Raw genomic sequence first — 15,030 nt, forward strand, 5'->3', positions numbered from 1 at the left:
CAGCGTGCCGCTCCCCGCGCGCGCCTTCCGCGCGAATCGCTCAGGCCGTCACGACCTTCGCGAACACCGGCCCCTGCATGAACCGCACGTCGTGCTGGCGCAGCAGCTCGCACTGCGTCTCGTCGACGACGCCGTCGAAGATCAGCGGGATCCGCACGCGCTGCGCATAGGCGACGAGCGCCTTGACCATCCCGTCGCGCAACGCGATGCCCGCATCCATCTTGATGTAGTCGGGGCGCGCCATGTCCGATTCGACCGCGAGGATGCGGCCCGGGTCCGGCAGCTTGTCCGCGACCTTGAAACCGTGATGCTGGTAGCTGCGCGTCAGGTAGCCGAGGAACGTCTTGTGGGCGACCGCGACCGCCGGCAGCTCGATCACGATCCGCTCGGGCGGCAGCCCGAAGCGCTGCAGCACCGATGAGAAATGCTTGCCGTGGTCGTACTTCACGCTCTTGAGCAGCCGCTCGTGCACGCGCAGGAACAGCAGCCCGTGGCGTTGCGCGCCGAAGAAATTGATCGCATGCAGCGCGCGCGACAGGCGGTCGATCGCGACCAGCGTCTGGTCGTCGACGGCCGCGTCGACCGGATCGTGCTGCGCCCCCGTGACCAGTGTGACGGCCTGGAAGCCGAGCTCGTCGCCGTAGCGCTCGATCGCGTCGGCGAACGACGTCGATTGCGGCGCGCCGGGCATCGTCACGTCGTAGATCGGCTCGTACGCACTGGCGAGTGTGCGCTCGGGCAGATTCGCGCACGCGGTGCCGCCTTCGGCTAGCGCGAGGTGTTCCCGCAGATACGGCAGTTGCCCGGCACGGCTGACCAGCTCGGGGATGGTAGGCGGAATCATCGGCGTGAGAAGGAAAAATGGCGGCCGAAAGGGCCGCCTCATGACTTGATATTAGCAGCGCGCGCCGCGCTCGGCTTGGCGTTTCACTCATATGGTTATCCCGTCCTCGCGCCAACGCCTAGGGTTTACGTTGATTTCACTATTCGTAATTGGTTTTACTATTCGTAAATCCAAGGATTTGTCGCCGATCAAGAAATGCGGCATGCGGGCGCCGCGAAACGGCGCCGTTCACGAATCAACAGGAAGCAAGGAGCGAGACGTGGCGGTTGACAGGACAGGCGGGCGGGCGCGCCGGCAGGAGACGGACGGGACGACGGGCGCGGCGGTGCGCGCACGGCGGAGTTGACGCGCGGATGGCGACCATGAGCATCGATTACCAGACGCTGAAGTTCGAGTACCGCGCCCGCGCGCACGACGCGGCCGTCCACCCGGTGGTCGTCGTCGGCGCGGGCCCGGTCGGCCTCGCGGCCGCGATCGACCTCGCGCAACAGGGCGTGCCGGTCGTGCTGCTCGACGACGACGACACGTTGTCGACCGGCTCGCGCGCGATCTGCTTCGCGAAGCGCACGCTGGAGATCTTCGACCGGCTCGGCTGCGGCGAGCGCTTCGTCGACAAGGGCGTGAGCTGGCACGTCGGCAAGGTGTTCCTGCAGGACGAGCAGCTTTACGCATTCGACCTGCTGCCCGAGGAAGGGCATGCGCGCCCGGCGTTCATCAACCTGCAGCAGTACTACGTCGAAGGCTATCTGGCCGACCGCGCGTTCGAGCTGCCGAACATCGACATCCGCTGGAAGCACAAGGTGACGGGCGTCGACCAGTCGGCCGAACATGCGGTGCTGACGATCGAGACGCCGGACGGCGTCGCGACGCTGCGCGCGCAGTACGTGATCGCGGCCGACGGTTCGCGCAGCCCGATGCGCACGATGATGGGCCTCGAGAGCCGCGGCCGCACCTTCAAGGACCGCTTCCTGATCGCCGACGTGAAGATGAAGGCGGAGTTTCCGACCGAGCGCTGGTTCTGGTTCGACCCGCCGTTTCACCGCAATCAGTCGGTGCTGCTGCATCGTCAGCCGGACAACGTGTGGCGCATCGACTTCCAGCTCGGCTGGGATGCCGATCCGGTCGCCGAGAAGCAGCCGGAGCGCGTGATCCCGCGCGTGCGCGCGCTGCTCGGGCCGGACGTCGAGTTCGAGCTCGAGTGGGTGAGCGTCTACACGTTCCGCTGCCAGCGGATGGAGTCGTTCCGGCACGGCCGCGTGTTGTTCGCGGGCGACTCCGCGCATGGCGTGTCGCCGTTCGGCGCGCGCGGCGCGAACAGCGGCGTGCAGGACGCGGACAACCTCGCGTGGAAGCTGAAGCTGGTGCTCGACGGCCGCGCGCACGACCGCCTGCTCGATACGTATGCGAGCGAGCGCGAGTTCGCGGCCGACGAGAACATTCGCAATTCGACGCGCTCGACCGACTTCATCACGCCGAAAAGCGCGGTGTCGCGCGTGTTCCGCGATGCGACGCTGAAGCTCGCGCGCGACTGCGAGTTCGCGCGCAAGCTGGTGAACAGCGGGCGCCTGTCGGTGCCGGCCGTGCTGGCCGATTCGCCGCTCAACACGCCGGACCGCGGCGGCGACGCATTCGCGTGCGCGATGCGGCCGGGCGCGGCGGCGGCCGATGCGCCGGTGCGTGCGCAGGGTGCGCCGGGCTGGCTGCTGCAGCATCTGCGCGACGGTTTCACCGGCGTGCTGTTCGGATTGCCGGGCGATGCGGCCGCTCTGGCGCAGGCCGTCGACGGGCTCGCGCTGCCGGTGCGTCCCGTGCTCGTCGTGCCGGCCGGGCACGCGCAGCCGGTCGCCGGCGTCGACGTCGTGGAGGACGTCGACGGGCTCGCCGCGCGGCGCTACGACGCGCAGCCTGGCACGTTCTACCTGCTGCGTCCCGACCAGCACGTCTGCGCCCGCACGCGCACGCTCGACCGTCAGGCGATTGCCGACGCACTGGCGCGCGCGACCTGCGCACGCTGATACGACCAAGACACCGGAGACACCGTCATGCCCTCACTCGACACCCGCCCGCGCCTGGCCGATCCCGACGCGTTCTACGAAGCGCTGATCGACATGCATCGCGACCTGTCCGACGCCGACAGCCAGCTCGTCAACGCGAAGCTGATCCTGTTGCTCGCGAACCAGGTCGGCGACGCCGACGTGCTGCGCGAAGCGATGGCGCTCGCACGCCAGGGCGTGACGCCGCCCGTGCATCCGGCCGCCGAGGTGGCGCAATGAGCGCGGCGCCGGCCGACGCGCGCGTGCTCGAAGTCGAGCGCGTGATCGACGAGACTCATCGCCCCGGGTTTCACTGGATGCTGCTCGCGCTGTGCGGGCTGTGCCTCGTGATCGACGGTTTCGATGCGCAGGCGATGGGCTACGTCGCGCCGAGCGTGATCGCCGAATGGGGCGTGCCGAAGCAGGCGCTCGGGCCCGTGTTCAGCGCGAGCCTGTTCGGGATGCTGCTCGGCGCGCTCGGGCTGTCGGTGCTCGCCGACCGGATCGGGCGGCGCCCGGTGCTGATCGGCTCGACGCTGTTCTTCGCGGTGACGATGCTCGCGACGCCGTTCGCGGGCTCGATCCCCGTGCTGATGGCGTTGCGCTTCGTCACGGGGCTCGGCCTCGGCTGCATCATGCCGAACGCGATGGCGCTGGTCGGCGAGTTCAGCCCGGCCGCGCATCGCGTGAAGCGGATGATGATCGTGTCGTGCGGCTTCACGCTCGGCGCGGCGATCGGCGGCTTCATCAGCGCGGCGCTGATTCCGGCGCTCGGCTGGCGTTCGGTGTTCTTCGTCGGCGGCGCGGTGCCGCTCGTGCTGACGATCGCGATGGTCGCGCGGCTGCCGGAGTCGCTGCAGTTCCTGGTGCTGAAAGGGCGTGTCGCGCAGGCGCGCGACTGGCTCGCGCGGTTCGCGCCGGAAGCCGGCATCGATGCGAACACGCGGCTCGTCGTGCGCGAACCCGCGGCAAGCGGCGCGCCGGTCGCCGAGCTGTTCCGCCATGGCCGCCTGCCGGTCACGCTGCTGCTGTGGTCGATCAGCTTCATGAACCTGATCGACCTGTACTTCCTGTCGAACTGGCTGCCGACCGTGATGCGCGACGCCGGCTATTCGCCGGGCACTGCGGTGATCGTCGGCACGGTGCTGCAGACGGGCGGCGTGATCGGCACGCTGTCGCTCGGCTGGTTCATCGAACGTTACGGCTTCGTGCGCGTGCTGTTCGCGTGCTTCGCGTGCGCGGCCGTGTCGGTGGGGCTGATCGGCTCGGTCGCGCATGCGCTGCCGTGGCTGCTGGTCGTCGTGTTCGCGGGCGGGTTCTGCGTGGTCGGCGGGCAGCCGGCCGTGAACGCGCTCGCGGGCCAGTATTACCCGACGTCGCTGCGCTCGACGGGCATCGGCTGGAGCCTCGGCATCGGCCGGATCGGCTCGGTGCTCGGGCCGCTCGTCGGCGGACAACTGATTGCGCTCAACTGGTCGAACGGCGCGCTGTTCCATGCGGCCGCGGTGCCCGTGCTGTGCTCGGCGCTGTTCGTGCTGGGCCTCGCAGGCGTCACGCGGCGCAGCGGCGCGCAGGCGCCGAACACCGTGATGAATTGATGGAGAAAGGAAAAGATGACGCTTGACCTGTCGAAACCGGCAACCGCCGGCTACCTGAGCGGTTTCGCGAACGAATTCGCGACCGAGGCACTGCCCGGCGCGCTGCCGCACGGCCGCAACTCGCCGCAGCGCGCGCCGTACGGGCTGTACGCGGAGCAGCTGTCGGGCACCGCGTTCACCGCGCCGCGCGGCCACAACCGCCGCTCGTGGCTGTACCGGATTCGCCCGGCTGCCGTGCACCGGCCGTTCGAGCCGTATGCGGGCGCGCAGCGGCTCGTATCGGAGTTCGGCGATTCGGCCGACGTGCCGCCGACGCCGCCGAACCAGTTGCGCTGGGATCCGCTGCCGATGCCGGTCGAGCCGACCGATTTCGTCGACGGTCTCGTGACGATGGCCGGCAACGGGTCGGCCGCCGCGATGAACGGTTGCGCGATACACCTGTATGCGGCGAACCGCTCGATGCAGGACCGCTTCTTCTACAGCGCCGACGGCGAGCTGCTGATCGTGCCGCAGCAGGGGCGCCTGTTCATCGCGACCGAATTCGGCCGGCTCGACGTCGAGCCGTTCGAGATCGCGGTGATCCCGCGCGGCGTGCGTTTTGCCGTCGCGCTGCCGGACGGCGACGCGCGCGGCTACATCTGCGAGAACTTCGGCGCGCTGCTGCGCCTGCCGGATCTCGGCCCGATCGGCTCGAACGGGCTCGCGAACCCGCGCGACTTCCTGACGCCGCAGGCCGCCTACGAAGACCGCGAAGGCGCGTTCGAGCTGATCGCGAAGCTGAACGGGCGCCTCTGGCGCGCGGACATCGGCCATTCGCCGCTCGACGTCGTCGCGTGGCACGGCAACTACGCGCCCTACAAATACGACCTGCGCCTGTTCAACACGATCGGCTCGATCAGCTTCGATCATCCCGATCCGTCGATCTTCCTCGTGCTGCAGGCGCAGAGCGACACGCCGGGCGTCGACACGATCGACTTCGTGATCTTCCCGCCGCGCTGGCTCGCGGCCGAGGATACGTTCCGCCCGCCGTGGTTCCACCGCAACGTCGCGAGCGAGTTCATGGGCCTCGTGCACGGCGCGTACGACGCGAAGGCCGAGGGCTTCGTGCCGGGCGGCGCGAGTTTGCACAACTGCATGTCGGGCCACGGACCCGATGCGGACACGTTCGAGAAGGCGTCCGCGAGCGACACGACGAAGCCGCACAAGGTCGACGCGACGATGGCGTTCATGTTCGAAACCCGCACGCTGATCCGGCCGACGCGCTACGCGCTCGACACCGCGCAGCTGCAGGCCGATTACTTCGAATGCTGGCAAGGCATCAAGAAACACTTCAATCCGGAGCAACGATGAGCGACACCCAAGACTGGCGCGCGACGCTCGACCCGGCTCGCAAGAGCTGGATCGAGACCGCGAACGATCCCGCCTGCGATTTCCCGATCCAGAACCTGCCGTTCGGCATCTTCAGCGATGCGAAGGGCGCGCGCCGCCCGGGCGTCGCGCTGGGCGACCAGATCGTCGATCTCGCGGCGCTCGCGCGTGCGGGCCTCGTCACGCTGCCGGCCGGCGTCGACGTGTTCGCCGCACCGACGCTCAATGCGTTCATCGCGCTCGGCCGCGACGCGTGGCGCAGCGTGCGCGTGCAGCTGTCGGCGCTGTTCTCGCGTGACGACGCGACACTGCGTGACGATGCGGCGCTGCGCGCGCAGGTGCTCGTCGCGCAGCGCGACGCGACGCTGCATCTGCCGGTCGAGATTCCCGGCTACACCGATTTCTATTCGTCGAAGGAACACGCGACCAACGTCGGCTCGATGTTCCGCGATCCGAAGAATGCGCTGCTGCCGAACTGGTCGGAGATGCCGATCGGCTACAACGGCCGCGCGTCGTCCGTGGTCGTGAGCGGCACGCCGGTGCGGCGCCCGAACGGGCAACTGAAGCTGCCCGACCAGGAGCGCCCGGTGTTCGGCGCGTGCCGCAAGCTCGACATCGAACTGGAAACGGGCTTCATCGTCGGCAAGGGCAACGCGCTCGGCGAGCCGATCGCGTGTGAGGACGCGGAAGCGCATATCTTCGGGATGGTGCTGCTGAACGACTGGAGCGCGCGCGACATCCAGCAGTGGGAATACGTACCGCTCGGCCCGTTCAACTCGAAGGGGTTCGCAACGACGATCTCGCCGTGGATCGTCACGCTCGATGCGCTCGAACCGTTCCGCGTCGCGCAGCCCGAGCAGTCGCCGCAGCCGCTCGCGTATCTGCGGCATGCGGGCAAGCATGCGTTCGACATCGCGCTGGAAGTGACGCTGCGCGCCGAAGGTGCGGCCGAGGCCACGTCGATCTGCCGCACGAACTTCAGGCACATGTACTGGACGATGGCGCAGCAGCTCGCGCATCACACGGTCGCCGGGTGCAACACGCGCGTGGGCGACCTGATGGGTTCGGGCACGATCAGCGGGCCGACGAAGGATTCGTTCGGCAGCCTGCTCGAACTGACGTGGAACGGCAAGGAGCCGGTCGCGCTGAACGGCGGCGGCAGCCGCACGTTCATCGAGGACGGCGACGAGCTGACGCTCGCCGGCTGGTGCCAGGGCGATGGGTATCGCGTCGGCTTCGGCACGTGTGCGGGCAGGATCTTGCCGGCGCGGAGTGCGTGACGGATCGCGGCGCGAAACGTTACGCGTAGGTCACGTGTAGATCACGCGTAGTCCGGAAGGACAGGGCGGCCCGCATTGCGCGGGCCGTTTTTCGTTTACCGGAGGAGGGGGCGCGAGCGGGCCGATGCGTATCGGTGCATGATGCCGACGCCGACGCCGACGCCGACGCCGACGCCGACGCCGACGCCGACGCCGACGCCGACGCCGACGCCGACGCCAACGCCGACGCCAACGCCAACGCCAACGCCAACGCCAACGCCAACGCCAACGCCAACGCCAACGCCAACGCCAACGCCAACGCCGAGCGGCGTCAGACCGCGCGTTGTACTGCGGCGCGCCGCTCCCACAACGCCGCCGCGACGAACGCGGCGACGCAAGCGACCAGCACGCCGACCAGCGCATTGCTGCCCAGTTGCTCCATCAACGCGCCCGCCACCAGCGGGCCGCCGAAGCTCGCGGCGCTCCACGACGCCGACACGAGCGAACTCGCGGTGACGAGCGCCGCGCCGCGGAAACGTTCGCCGCACGCGACGAGCGACAGCGTATAGATGCTGCCGGCCGCCGCGCCGAGCACGAACAGCAGCGGCCAGCACAGCCACGGATTCGCGATCACGAACGGCAGCATCGGCAGGCCGGCCAGCACGATCCAGCCGGCGCCGAGGTGCACGCGCTCGCGGCCGAGCTTGTCCGCGAGCCAGCCGATCGGGAACTGCATCGCGGTATCGCCGAACAGCATGATCGACGCGAGCAGCACGGCGGTCGCGCTCGCGACGCCGTGATCCATCGCGTAGAGCGGCAGCAACGACAGCGCGAGCGTATCGAACAGCGCGAAGAAGCCGGTGCCGATGATCAGCGCGGGCATGCGCGGCAGCACGTCGAGCCAGCGGCCGTGTGCTTCGTGATGCGCGTCGTCGCCGGCGAGCGGCGCACGGCGGATCGTCGCGAGCGTCGGCAGCGCGAGCAGGAACAGCGCGCCGCACAGCGCGAAGCGGATGTGCGTCGCGCCGGCGATCTGGCTGACGAGCACCGGGCCGGCCATCTGGAACAGCGTGAAATTGGTCGCGTAGATCGCGACGACGCGCCCGCGCGTCGCATCGTCGGCGAGCTGGTTGACCCACGCTTCGCCGATCGTGAACAGCAGCATCAGCGCGGCGCCGCACAGCACGCGCAGCACGCCCCACAGGATCAGGTTCGACGTGAACTGCATCAGCGCGGTGGCGGCCGCGAGCAGCACGACCGACACGACGATCGCGCGGCGCGCGCCGATGTGCCGCGCGAGCGCGGTGACGAACGGGACGATCGCGAGGCCGCCGAGGGCCTGCGCGGCCGTCAGCATGCCGACGACGTTGGTGCCGTGTCCGGCTTCGGTGAGCGCGAGTGCGGTCAGCGGCAGCGTGGCGCCGGTCCCGAGGCCGACGACCGCGACGCTCAGGATCAGCGCGAGGAAATCGCGATTGAGAATGGCTTTCATCGGCCGCGATGCTACACCGCGACCGTTGAAAGGTCCATGAAGGCCGTCACGTTCGAATGGAGTTGCGTACGCAACGATCGCGGCAGGGCCGCGTCACACGTATTCGGTCGGCACGGCCACCGGGCGGCGTTCGAGCGACGCCGACCACAGCGTGAGCGCGAGCGCGGCGACCGCCATCGCGACGCCGACCCACGGCAGGCTCACGAGCGACACGCCCGAGCCGATCGCCATCCCGCCGAGCCATGCGCCGGTCGCGTTGCCGAGGTTGAACGCGCCCTGGTTCAGCGTCGACGCGAGGTTCGGCGCGTCGCTCGCGCGGTCGACGATCATGATCTGCAGCGGCGGCACGATCGCGAACGCGAGGATGCCCCACACGAAGATCGTCGCGAGCGCGGCGAACGGCAGATGCATCGTGCCCGCGAACAGCGCGAGGACGATGCCGATCAGCGCGAGCGTCGCGATCAGCGACGGCATCCGCCGCCAGTCGGCGAGCTTGCCGCCCAGCGTGCCGCCGACCGTCAGGCCGAGGCCGAACAGCAGCAGCACGTAGGTGACCTGGCGCGGCGAGAAGCCCGTCACGTCCTCGAGGATCGGCGTGATGTACGTGAACACGCTGAACAGGCTCGCGGACGCGAGCACGCTGATGCCGAGCACCATCAGCACCTGCGGGTGCTTCAGCACGCTGAATTCGCGCGTGATGCTGGTATCGGGCATCGCGAGGTTTTTCGGCAGGCACACCGCGAGCGCGGCGGCCGCGGCGATGCCGATGCCGGTGACGGCCCAGAACGTCGCGCGCCAGCCGAACGCCTGGCCGAGCGCGGTGCCGAGCGGCACGCCGAGCACGTTCGCGAGCGTGAGCCCGGTGAACATCAGCGCGATCGCCTGCGCGCGGCGGTTCGGCGCGACGAGGTTGCTGGCCACCACCGAGCCGATGCCGAAGAACGCACCGTGGCAGAACGCGGTGACGACGCGCGCGGCCATCAGCACCGCATAGCCGGGCGCGATCGCGCAGAACAGGTTGCCGGCGATGAACAGCCCGATCAGGGCCATCAGCGCACGCTTGCGCGGCATCTTCGCGGTGACGATCGCGAGGATCGGCGCGCCGATCGTCACGCCGAGCGCGTAGCCCGACACGAGCATCCCGGCGGCCGGGATCGACACGCCGAGGTCGCGCGCGACATTGGGCAGCAGGCCCATGATCACGAATTCGGTGGTACCGATTCCAAATGCGGCGACGGCAAGGGCGAAAAGAGGCAGGGGCATCGCGGTAGGCTCGGGAAAAGATGCCGCTCGAGCCAGGCGCAGGATGCGCGGGACGGGCGGGATGAGGCGAAGGTCAGCCGCGATTCTACTTCAGTGAAAACCCCTATGCTTGGGGCCAGAATGCTTGTTGCCGGCGTGCGACGAGGCGGCGACCGGGAAGCTCACAGTGTGGGATTTGGGCGGTGTCAGGGCCGGGATGATGGCGACCGCCGGCCGTCGATCACGCGATGCGTTCGGACGACCGGTCGGGCATCGCGTCCGGGGTGTGCTTCGTTTCGCTGTCCGGGCCTGCGGGCGACGCAGCCGAATCGGCCCCATCGATGGCCGCCGGAGCGTCCCAGCCGTTCTCGAACAGACACGCTTCGATCGGCATCCGCGCGGCCCAGCGTTCTTCCTCGAGCATCGGCTTCGCATAGAACGCATCGACGTGCCCGACGCACAGCACGGCGATCGGCTTCGCGCCGTCGGGCATCCGCAGCAGCGTGCGCACCGCATCGACGTCGAACAACGATACCCAGCCCATGCCGAGCCCTTCCGCGCGCGCGGCGAGCCACATGTTCTGGATCGCGCACGCGGCGGAGGCCAGATCCATCTCCGGCAGCGTGCGGCGGCCGAACACGTGGCGTTCGCGGCCGTCGGCGAGCGCGACGACCAGCAGCTCGCCGCATTCGCGCACGCCCTCGACCTTCAGTCGCATGAATTCGTCCTGGCGCTCGCCGAGCGCGTCGGCCGTCGCGCGGCGCTCGGCCTCGACCAGCGCGTGAATCGCGGTGCGCAAGGCGGGATCGGTGATGCGGATGAAGCGCCACGGCTGCATGAAGCCGACGCTCGGCGCGTGGTGCGCCGCGCGCAGCAGGCGCGCGAGCACGGCCGGATCGACGGGCGCCGGCGTGAAGTGGCGCATGTCGCGCCGTTCGAAGATGGCGCGGTAGACGGCGGCGATGTCGGAATCGTCGAAACGCATGAGCGGCGAAGGCAGGGATGACGTCGGCGCAACGATAGCAGACGGCGCGCGCGAAACGTTACTTCATTCGAAACAATGCGCGGAATTGTTGACGAAGAAAGGGGTGGTGCGCGGCATGGGGCGCAAGCAAACGATTGCGGATGTGCTGCGGGCCGTCGAATTGGCTGTTTCTCAGCGACTTGCCGTCACGACGTTCTGCGGCGCGCCCGCATGCCACGCCTCGATGTTCAGCAGCGTCGTGTGCGCGATCTCGGCCAGCGCCTCGCGCGTGAAGAACGCCTGGTGCGACGTGACGATCACGTTCGGGAACGTCAGCAGGCGCGCGAGCACGTCGTCCTGCAGCGGCAGGTCGGAATGATCCTCGAAGAACAGCCCGCTTTCCTCCTCGTACACGTCGAGCCCGAGATGGCCGAGCTGGCCGCTCTTGAGCGCGTCGACCAGCGCCTGCGCATCGACGAGGCCGCCGCGCCCGGTGTTGATCAGCATCGCGCCGTGCTTCATTCGCGCGAGCGTCCGCTCGTTGATCAGGTGGTGTGTCGACGGCAGCAGCGGGCAATGCAGGCTGACGATGTCGGCACGATGCAGCAGTTCGTCGAGCTCGACGTAGCGCGCGCCGAACGCGATCAGCTCGTCGTTGTACGGCGGCACCGAGTGCGCGAGCACGTGCATCCCGAAGCCCATCATGATCTTCGCGAACACGCTGCCGATGATGCCGGTGCCGATCACGCCGACGGTCTTGCCGTGCAGGTCGAAGCCGAGCAGGCCGTTCAGCGAGAAGTCGCCTTCGCGGGTGCGGGCGACGGCGCGCGGCAGGCGGCGGTTGAGCGCGAGGATCAGTGCGACCGCGTGCTCGGCGACCGCGTGCGGCGAATACGCGGGCACCCGCACGACCGCGATGCCGAGCCGCTCGGCGGCGGCGAGGTCGACATGGTTGAAGCCCGCCGAGCGCAGCGCGATCAGCCGCGTGCCGCCGTCGGCGAGCCGTTCGAGCACGGCCGCGTCGACGGTGTCGTTGACGAACGGGCAGACGACGTCATAGCCGTGCGCGAGGATCGCGGTTTCCGCGTCGAGGTGCGACGGCTGGAAGTGCAGCCGATAGCCGAACGGCCGGTTGGCGGCGGTGAACGAATCGTCGTCGTACTGCCGGCTGCTGAACAGGATCACGCGCACGCTGCACCTCCGATGGCTGACGCGCGCAGTTTACTGCAGGCCCGTGACGATGTCGGAACGTTCGGGGCCGCGCACCGGCCGCAGGAAGCCGTAGTCGGTGTGGTCGCGGGCGGACGGCGCGCTGAAGTGCTCGAGCGCGTGCTCGACGAAGCTGCGCGTGCGGGCCGGCACGTACTGGCGGTTCGGATAGACGAGCGACAACTGCGCGTCGGGATCGTCGATCCGGTAGCCGGCCATCAGCCGCACGAGCGTGCCGTGGTTGAGGGCATCGGCCACGCACGGCTCGGGCAGGATCGCGATGCCGGCGCCGGCCACGGCCGCCGCCTGGACGAGCGCGAGCTGGTTGACCGTGCAGGCGGGGCGCACCGTGACCGAATGGGCGACGCCGTCGTGGCCGACCAGTTGCCACGTCGGCGCGTGCTGGTGCGGCGCGAGCGTGACCCAGTCGTGGCCCGGGAGGTCGTCGGGCACGCGCGGCTCGCCGCGGCGGTCGAGATAGGCCGGCGCCGCGCACGCGACGAACGGGTTCGGCGCGAGGGCATGGCCGATCAGCGACGGGTTGCCGTCGAGCCGGGTGCCGGTGACGATGCCGACGTCGTAGCCCGAATCGAGCACGTCGAGCGGCCCTTCGGCGACGGTCAACTGCACGCGCAGCTCCGGGTAGCGGTGCCGGAAGCTGCTGACGAGCGGCGTCAGCGCCAGCGGCGACAGCAGCCCCGACGCGACGACGCGCAGCGTGCCGGCCGGCTCGCGCACGGCATGCGCGACGGACGATTCGAGGTGGTCGAATTCCTCGAGCAGCGCGCGGCAACCATCGAGGTAGCGCACGCCGGCCTCGGTGAGCGACAGGTTGCGCGTGGTGCGATGGATCAGCCGTGTGTTCAGGTGGCCCTCGAGCATCGCGATCGAACGCGTGACGAGCGCATTGGACACGCCGAGATGGTGCGCCGCGCGCCGGAAGCTTTGCTGCTCGGCGACGCAGACGAATACACGCATGGTCTGAATCTGGTTCATGGCTTGCGTATTTCTGGCCCGGTTGATTGATTTTGGTTGTGATTTTTTGCCACGCAACGTCGAAAACGCATCGCGCGGCCCCAGTTCGCTCTCGTATCGAAAATGAGATTTTTCGATTCCGCAGACAATTGTTAAATGCGGAACCGATATCCGTCAACCTGAGAAAACGGGCGGCTTGCGTAAAATCGAAATCGCGGGTACCGGTTTAAGGTTGCAATGCAGCAAGGACGTGCGCTGGAAAACCGTCGCGGTATTCGAATATGCGTCGATGTTTCGAGGATTCCATATTCCAATCAATGGGTTGGGGTAAATTGCGGCGCGCCGGGGCACGGCGAATTCGGGAGTCGTTCCCCAATACATACCGCAATGGTGGATGTTTTTTCCACGTTCGGATTTTGTGTATCGAATTCGCTCCGCGATTTGTATCAGGTGGTCGGTGTATTTCGTTCGATCCACGAAAGGCGCTGAACCATCGGTTTCGAAGAATCGTTTCGATATTGGCCGAGAAAATCGCGCGTCCGGAACCCGAATGGAACCGTTTCGCACCCGGCAGCCAATCGTTTTTTCAATCCGGAAGGCCATCGCGCGCGCGGTGCGCGGCCGGCTGGCCCGGTCCGGCGACCGGGCCAGCGTCGCGCTGTCCGCACGTGCGTGCCTCTTGCGCGAGACGGCGGAACGCGGAATGATCGATCAGTTCGCTGCGCCGTGCCACGGGCGCCGTGCCACGGGCGCCGTGCTGCGGGCGCAGTGCCGCGGCGCGTCCGGGCACTTCCTTTCCTCATCTTTTTCCAGCCATGTCCATCGATTACTCGCCGATTCCCTGTCCCGTCGTCGTGCCGCTCGACGCGATCCTGCCCGAAGAACCGCTGCTGATGATGGGGGCCGGCCCGGTCCCGATCCCGGCCGCGGTGGCCAAGGCGAACACGATCGTGATCAACCACCTCGGCGCGACGATGGCGAAGATCATCGAGCAGGTGAAGGAGATGGCGCGTTACGTGTTCCAGACCCGCACGAAGTGGGTGCTCGGTGTCGCGGGCCCCGGTTCGGCCGCGATGGAAATGGCGATCTCGAACCTCGCATGGCGCGGCACGCGCGTGCTGTCGATCCGCAACGGCTTCTTCAGCGCGCGGATGGCCGAGATGGCCACGCGCGTCGGCGCCGACGTCGCGACGCTCGAAGTGGCCGATCGCGCGGTCGCGAGCCTCGACGAGATCGCCGACGCGATCGCGCGCGAGCGGCCCGAGATCGTCACGATCGTGCAGGGCGAGACGTCGAACACCGTGTGGAACCGCGACCTGCGCGACATCGCGGCGCTCGCGAAGGCGGTCGGCGCGCTGGTCGTCGTCGACGCGGTGTGCACGCTGTCGACGATGCCGCTCGAGATGGACGCATGGGGCATCGACGCGGTGATCACCGGCGGCCAGAAGGGGCTGTCGTCGATCCCGGGCGTGTCGCTGATCGCGTTCTCCGACGCCGCGTGGGAGCGCATGAAGAATCGCCCCGAGCCGAATGCGCACTGGTGCCTCGACATGGCGCTCGCGGAGAACTTCTGGCACAACGCCGGCTATCACTACACGGCGCCCGTGTCGGGCGTGCTCGCGCTGCACGAGGCGCTGCGGCTCGTCTGCGCGGAGACGCTCGAGAGCCGCTTCGCGCGCCATCTGCGCTGCTCGCTGGCGCTCCAGGCGGGCGTCGAATCGATGGGGCTCAAGCTCTATGCGCCGAAGGACTGCCGGCTCAATTCGGTGGTCGGGATCGAGACGCCGGAAGGGCTCACGCCCGGGATGGTCTGCGGCCATATCTCGAAGCAGTACCAGGTCGAGATCTCGGGTTCGTTCGGGTTGCCGATCGTGCGGATCGGCCAGATGGGCGAGCAGTGCCGCGAACACAACCTGTTCCGCACGCTGCATGCGTTCGGCCGCACGATGGTCGACCTGAAGGTGCCGGTCGACCTGCCGGCCGGCGTCGCGGCGCTCGAACAGGAACTGTCGCGGCGCGGCGCGTAAGCGCGACGCCGCGACGAAA

Annotated in this window: 12 protein-coding genes; 6 read left to right on the forward strand and 6 right to left on the reverse strand. The window is 68.5% G+C overall.

Annotated elements, in window-relative coordinates; translation table 11 throughout:
* Nucleotides 1–40: 40 nt before the first annotated feature.
* Nucleotides 41–844, reverse strand: coding sequence for an EAL domain-containing protein (locus MMB92_RS08090; RefSeq protein WP_006484944.1), 804 nt, complete (start codon nt 842–844; stop codon nt 41–43).
* Nucleotides 845–1,197: 353 nt separating this feature from the next.
* Between MMB92_RS08090 and MMB92_RS08095 the strand changes: the two genes are divergently transcribed.
* From MMB92_RS08095 to fahA, 5 genes are read left to right on the forward strand one after another with little or no spacing between them, the layout of a single operon-like run.
* Entirely contained in the window at nt 1,198–2,859 is a 1,662-nt protein-coding gene (locus tag MMB92_RS08095; RefSeq protein WP_212066667.1) for an FAD-dependent oxidoreductase, read from the forward strand.
* Nucleotides 2,860–2,886: 27 nt separating this feature from the next.
* Nucleotides 2,887–3,117 carry a DUF2783 domain-containing protein gene (locus MMB92_RS08100; protein WP_006484941.1) on the forward strand — a complete coding sequence of 77 codons (231 nt, stop codon included), beginning with the start codon at nt 2,887–2,889 and terminating at the stop codon, nt 3,115–3,117.
* Entirely contained in the window at nt 3,114–4,475 is a 1,362-nt protein-coding gene (locus tag MMB92_RS08105) for an MFS transporter (RefSeq protein WP_277562630.1), read from the forward strand. Before MMB92_RS08100 ends, MMB92_RS08105 begins: the two co-directional genes overlap by 4 nt.
* 15 nt (nt 4,476–4,490) lie before the next feature.
* A complete protein-coding gene (hmgA, locus tag MMB92_RS08110) occupies nt 4,491–5,825 on the forward strand; it encodes a homogentisate 1,2-dioxygenase (RefSeq protein WP_027807440.1) in 1,335 nt (444 codons plus the stop codon).
* A complete protein-coding gene (gene fahA, locus MMB92_RS08115; RefSeq protein ID WP_006496704.1) occupies nt 5,822–7,123 on the forward strand; it encodes a fumarylacetoacetase in 1,302 nt (433 codons plus the stop codon). Before hmgA ends, fahA begins: the two co-directional genes overlap by 4 nt.
* 310 nt (nt 7,124–7,433) lie before the next feature.
* Here fahA and MMB92_RS08120 read toward each other — a convergent pair whose 3' ends face one another.
* From MMB92_RS08120 to MMB92_RS08140, 5 genes are all read right to left on the reverse strand, one after another.
* Nucleotides 7,434–8,594 carry an MFS transporter gene (locus MMB92_RS08120; RefSeq protein ID WP_006484903.1) on the reverse strand — a complete coding sequence of 387 codons (1,161 nt, stop codon included), beginning with the start codon at nt 8,592–8,594 and terminating at the stop codon, nt 7,434–7,436.
* Between the two features lie 93 nt (nt 8,595–8,687).
* Nucleotides 8,688–9,857 (reverse strand): MFS transporter, encoded by a 1,170-nt coding sequence (locus tag MMB92_RS08125; RefSeq protein WP_006484914.1) that lies wholly within the window; start codon nt 9,855–9,857, stop codon nt 8,688–8,690.
* Between the two features lie 220 nt (nt 9,858–10,077).
* Nucleotides 10,078–10,821: a 5,6-dimethylbenzimidazole synthase gene (gene bluB, locus MMB92_RS08130; protein WP_006484990.1), complete on the reverse strand. Its 744-nt coding sequence runs from the start codon at nt 10,819–10,821 to the stop codon at nt 10,078–10,080.
* Between the two features lie 171 nt (nt 10,822–10,992).
* On the reverse strand, nt 10,993–11,991 hold the full coding sequence (locus MMB92_RS08135) for a 2-hydroxyacid dehydrogenase (protein ID WP_277562631.1): 999 nt from the start codon (nt 11,989–11,991) through the stop codon (nt 10,993–10,995).
* A gap of 30 nt (nt 11,992–12,021) precedes the next feature.
* Nucleotides 12,022–13,005 carry a LysR family transcriptional regulator gene (locus MMB92_RS08140; protein WP_006484979.1) on the reverse strand — a complete coding sequence of 328 codons (984 nt, stop codon included), beginning with the start codon at nt 13,003–13,005 and terminating at the stop codon, nt 12,022–12,024.
* A 794-nt stretch (nt 13,006–13,799) separates the two neighbouring features.
* On the opposite strand from MMB92_RS08140, the gene MMB92_RS08145 reads away from it, so the two are divergent.
* Nucleotides 13,800–15,011 carry an alanine--glyoxylate aminotransferase family protein gene (locus tag MMB92_RS08145; RefSeq protein WP_277562632.1) on the forward strand — a complete coding sequence of 404 codons (1,212 nt, stop codon included), beginning with the start codon at nt 13,800–13,802 and terminating at the stop codon, nt 15,009–15,011.
* The last annotated feature ends 19 nt before the right edge of the window (nt 15,012–15,030 follow it).

The organism is Burkholderia sp. IO2 (assembly GCF_029522185.1).
Lineage (GTDB): Bacteria > Pseudomonadota > Gammaproteobacteria > Burkholderiales > Burkholderiaceae > Burkholderia > Burkholderia cenocepacia.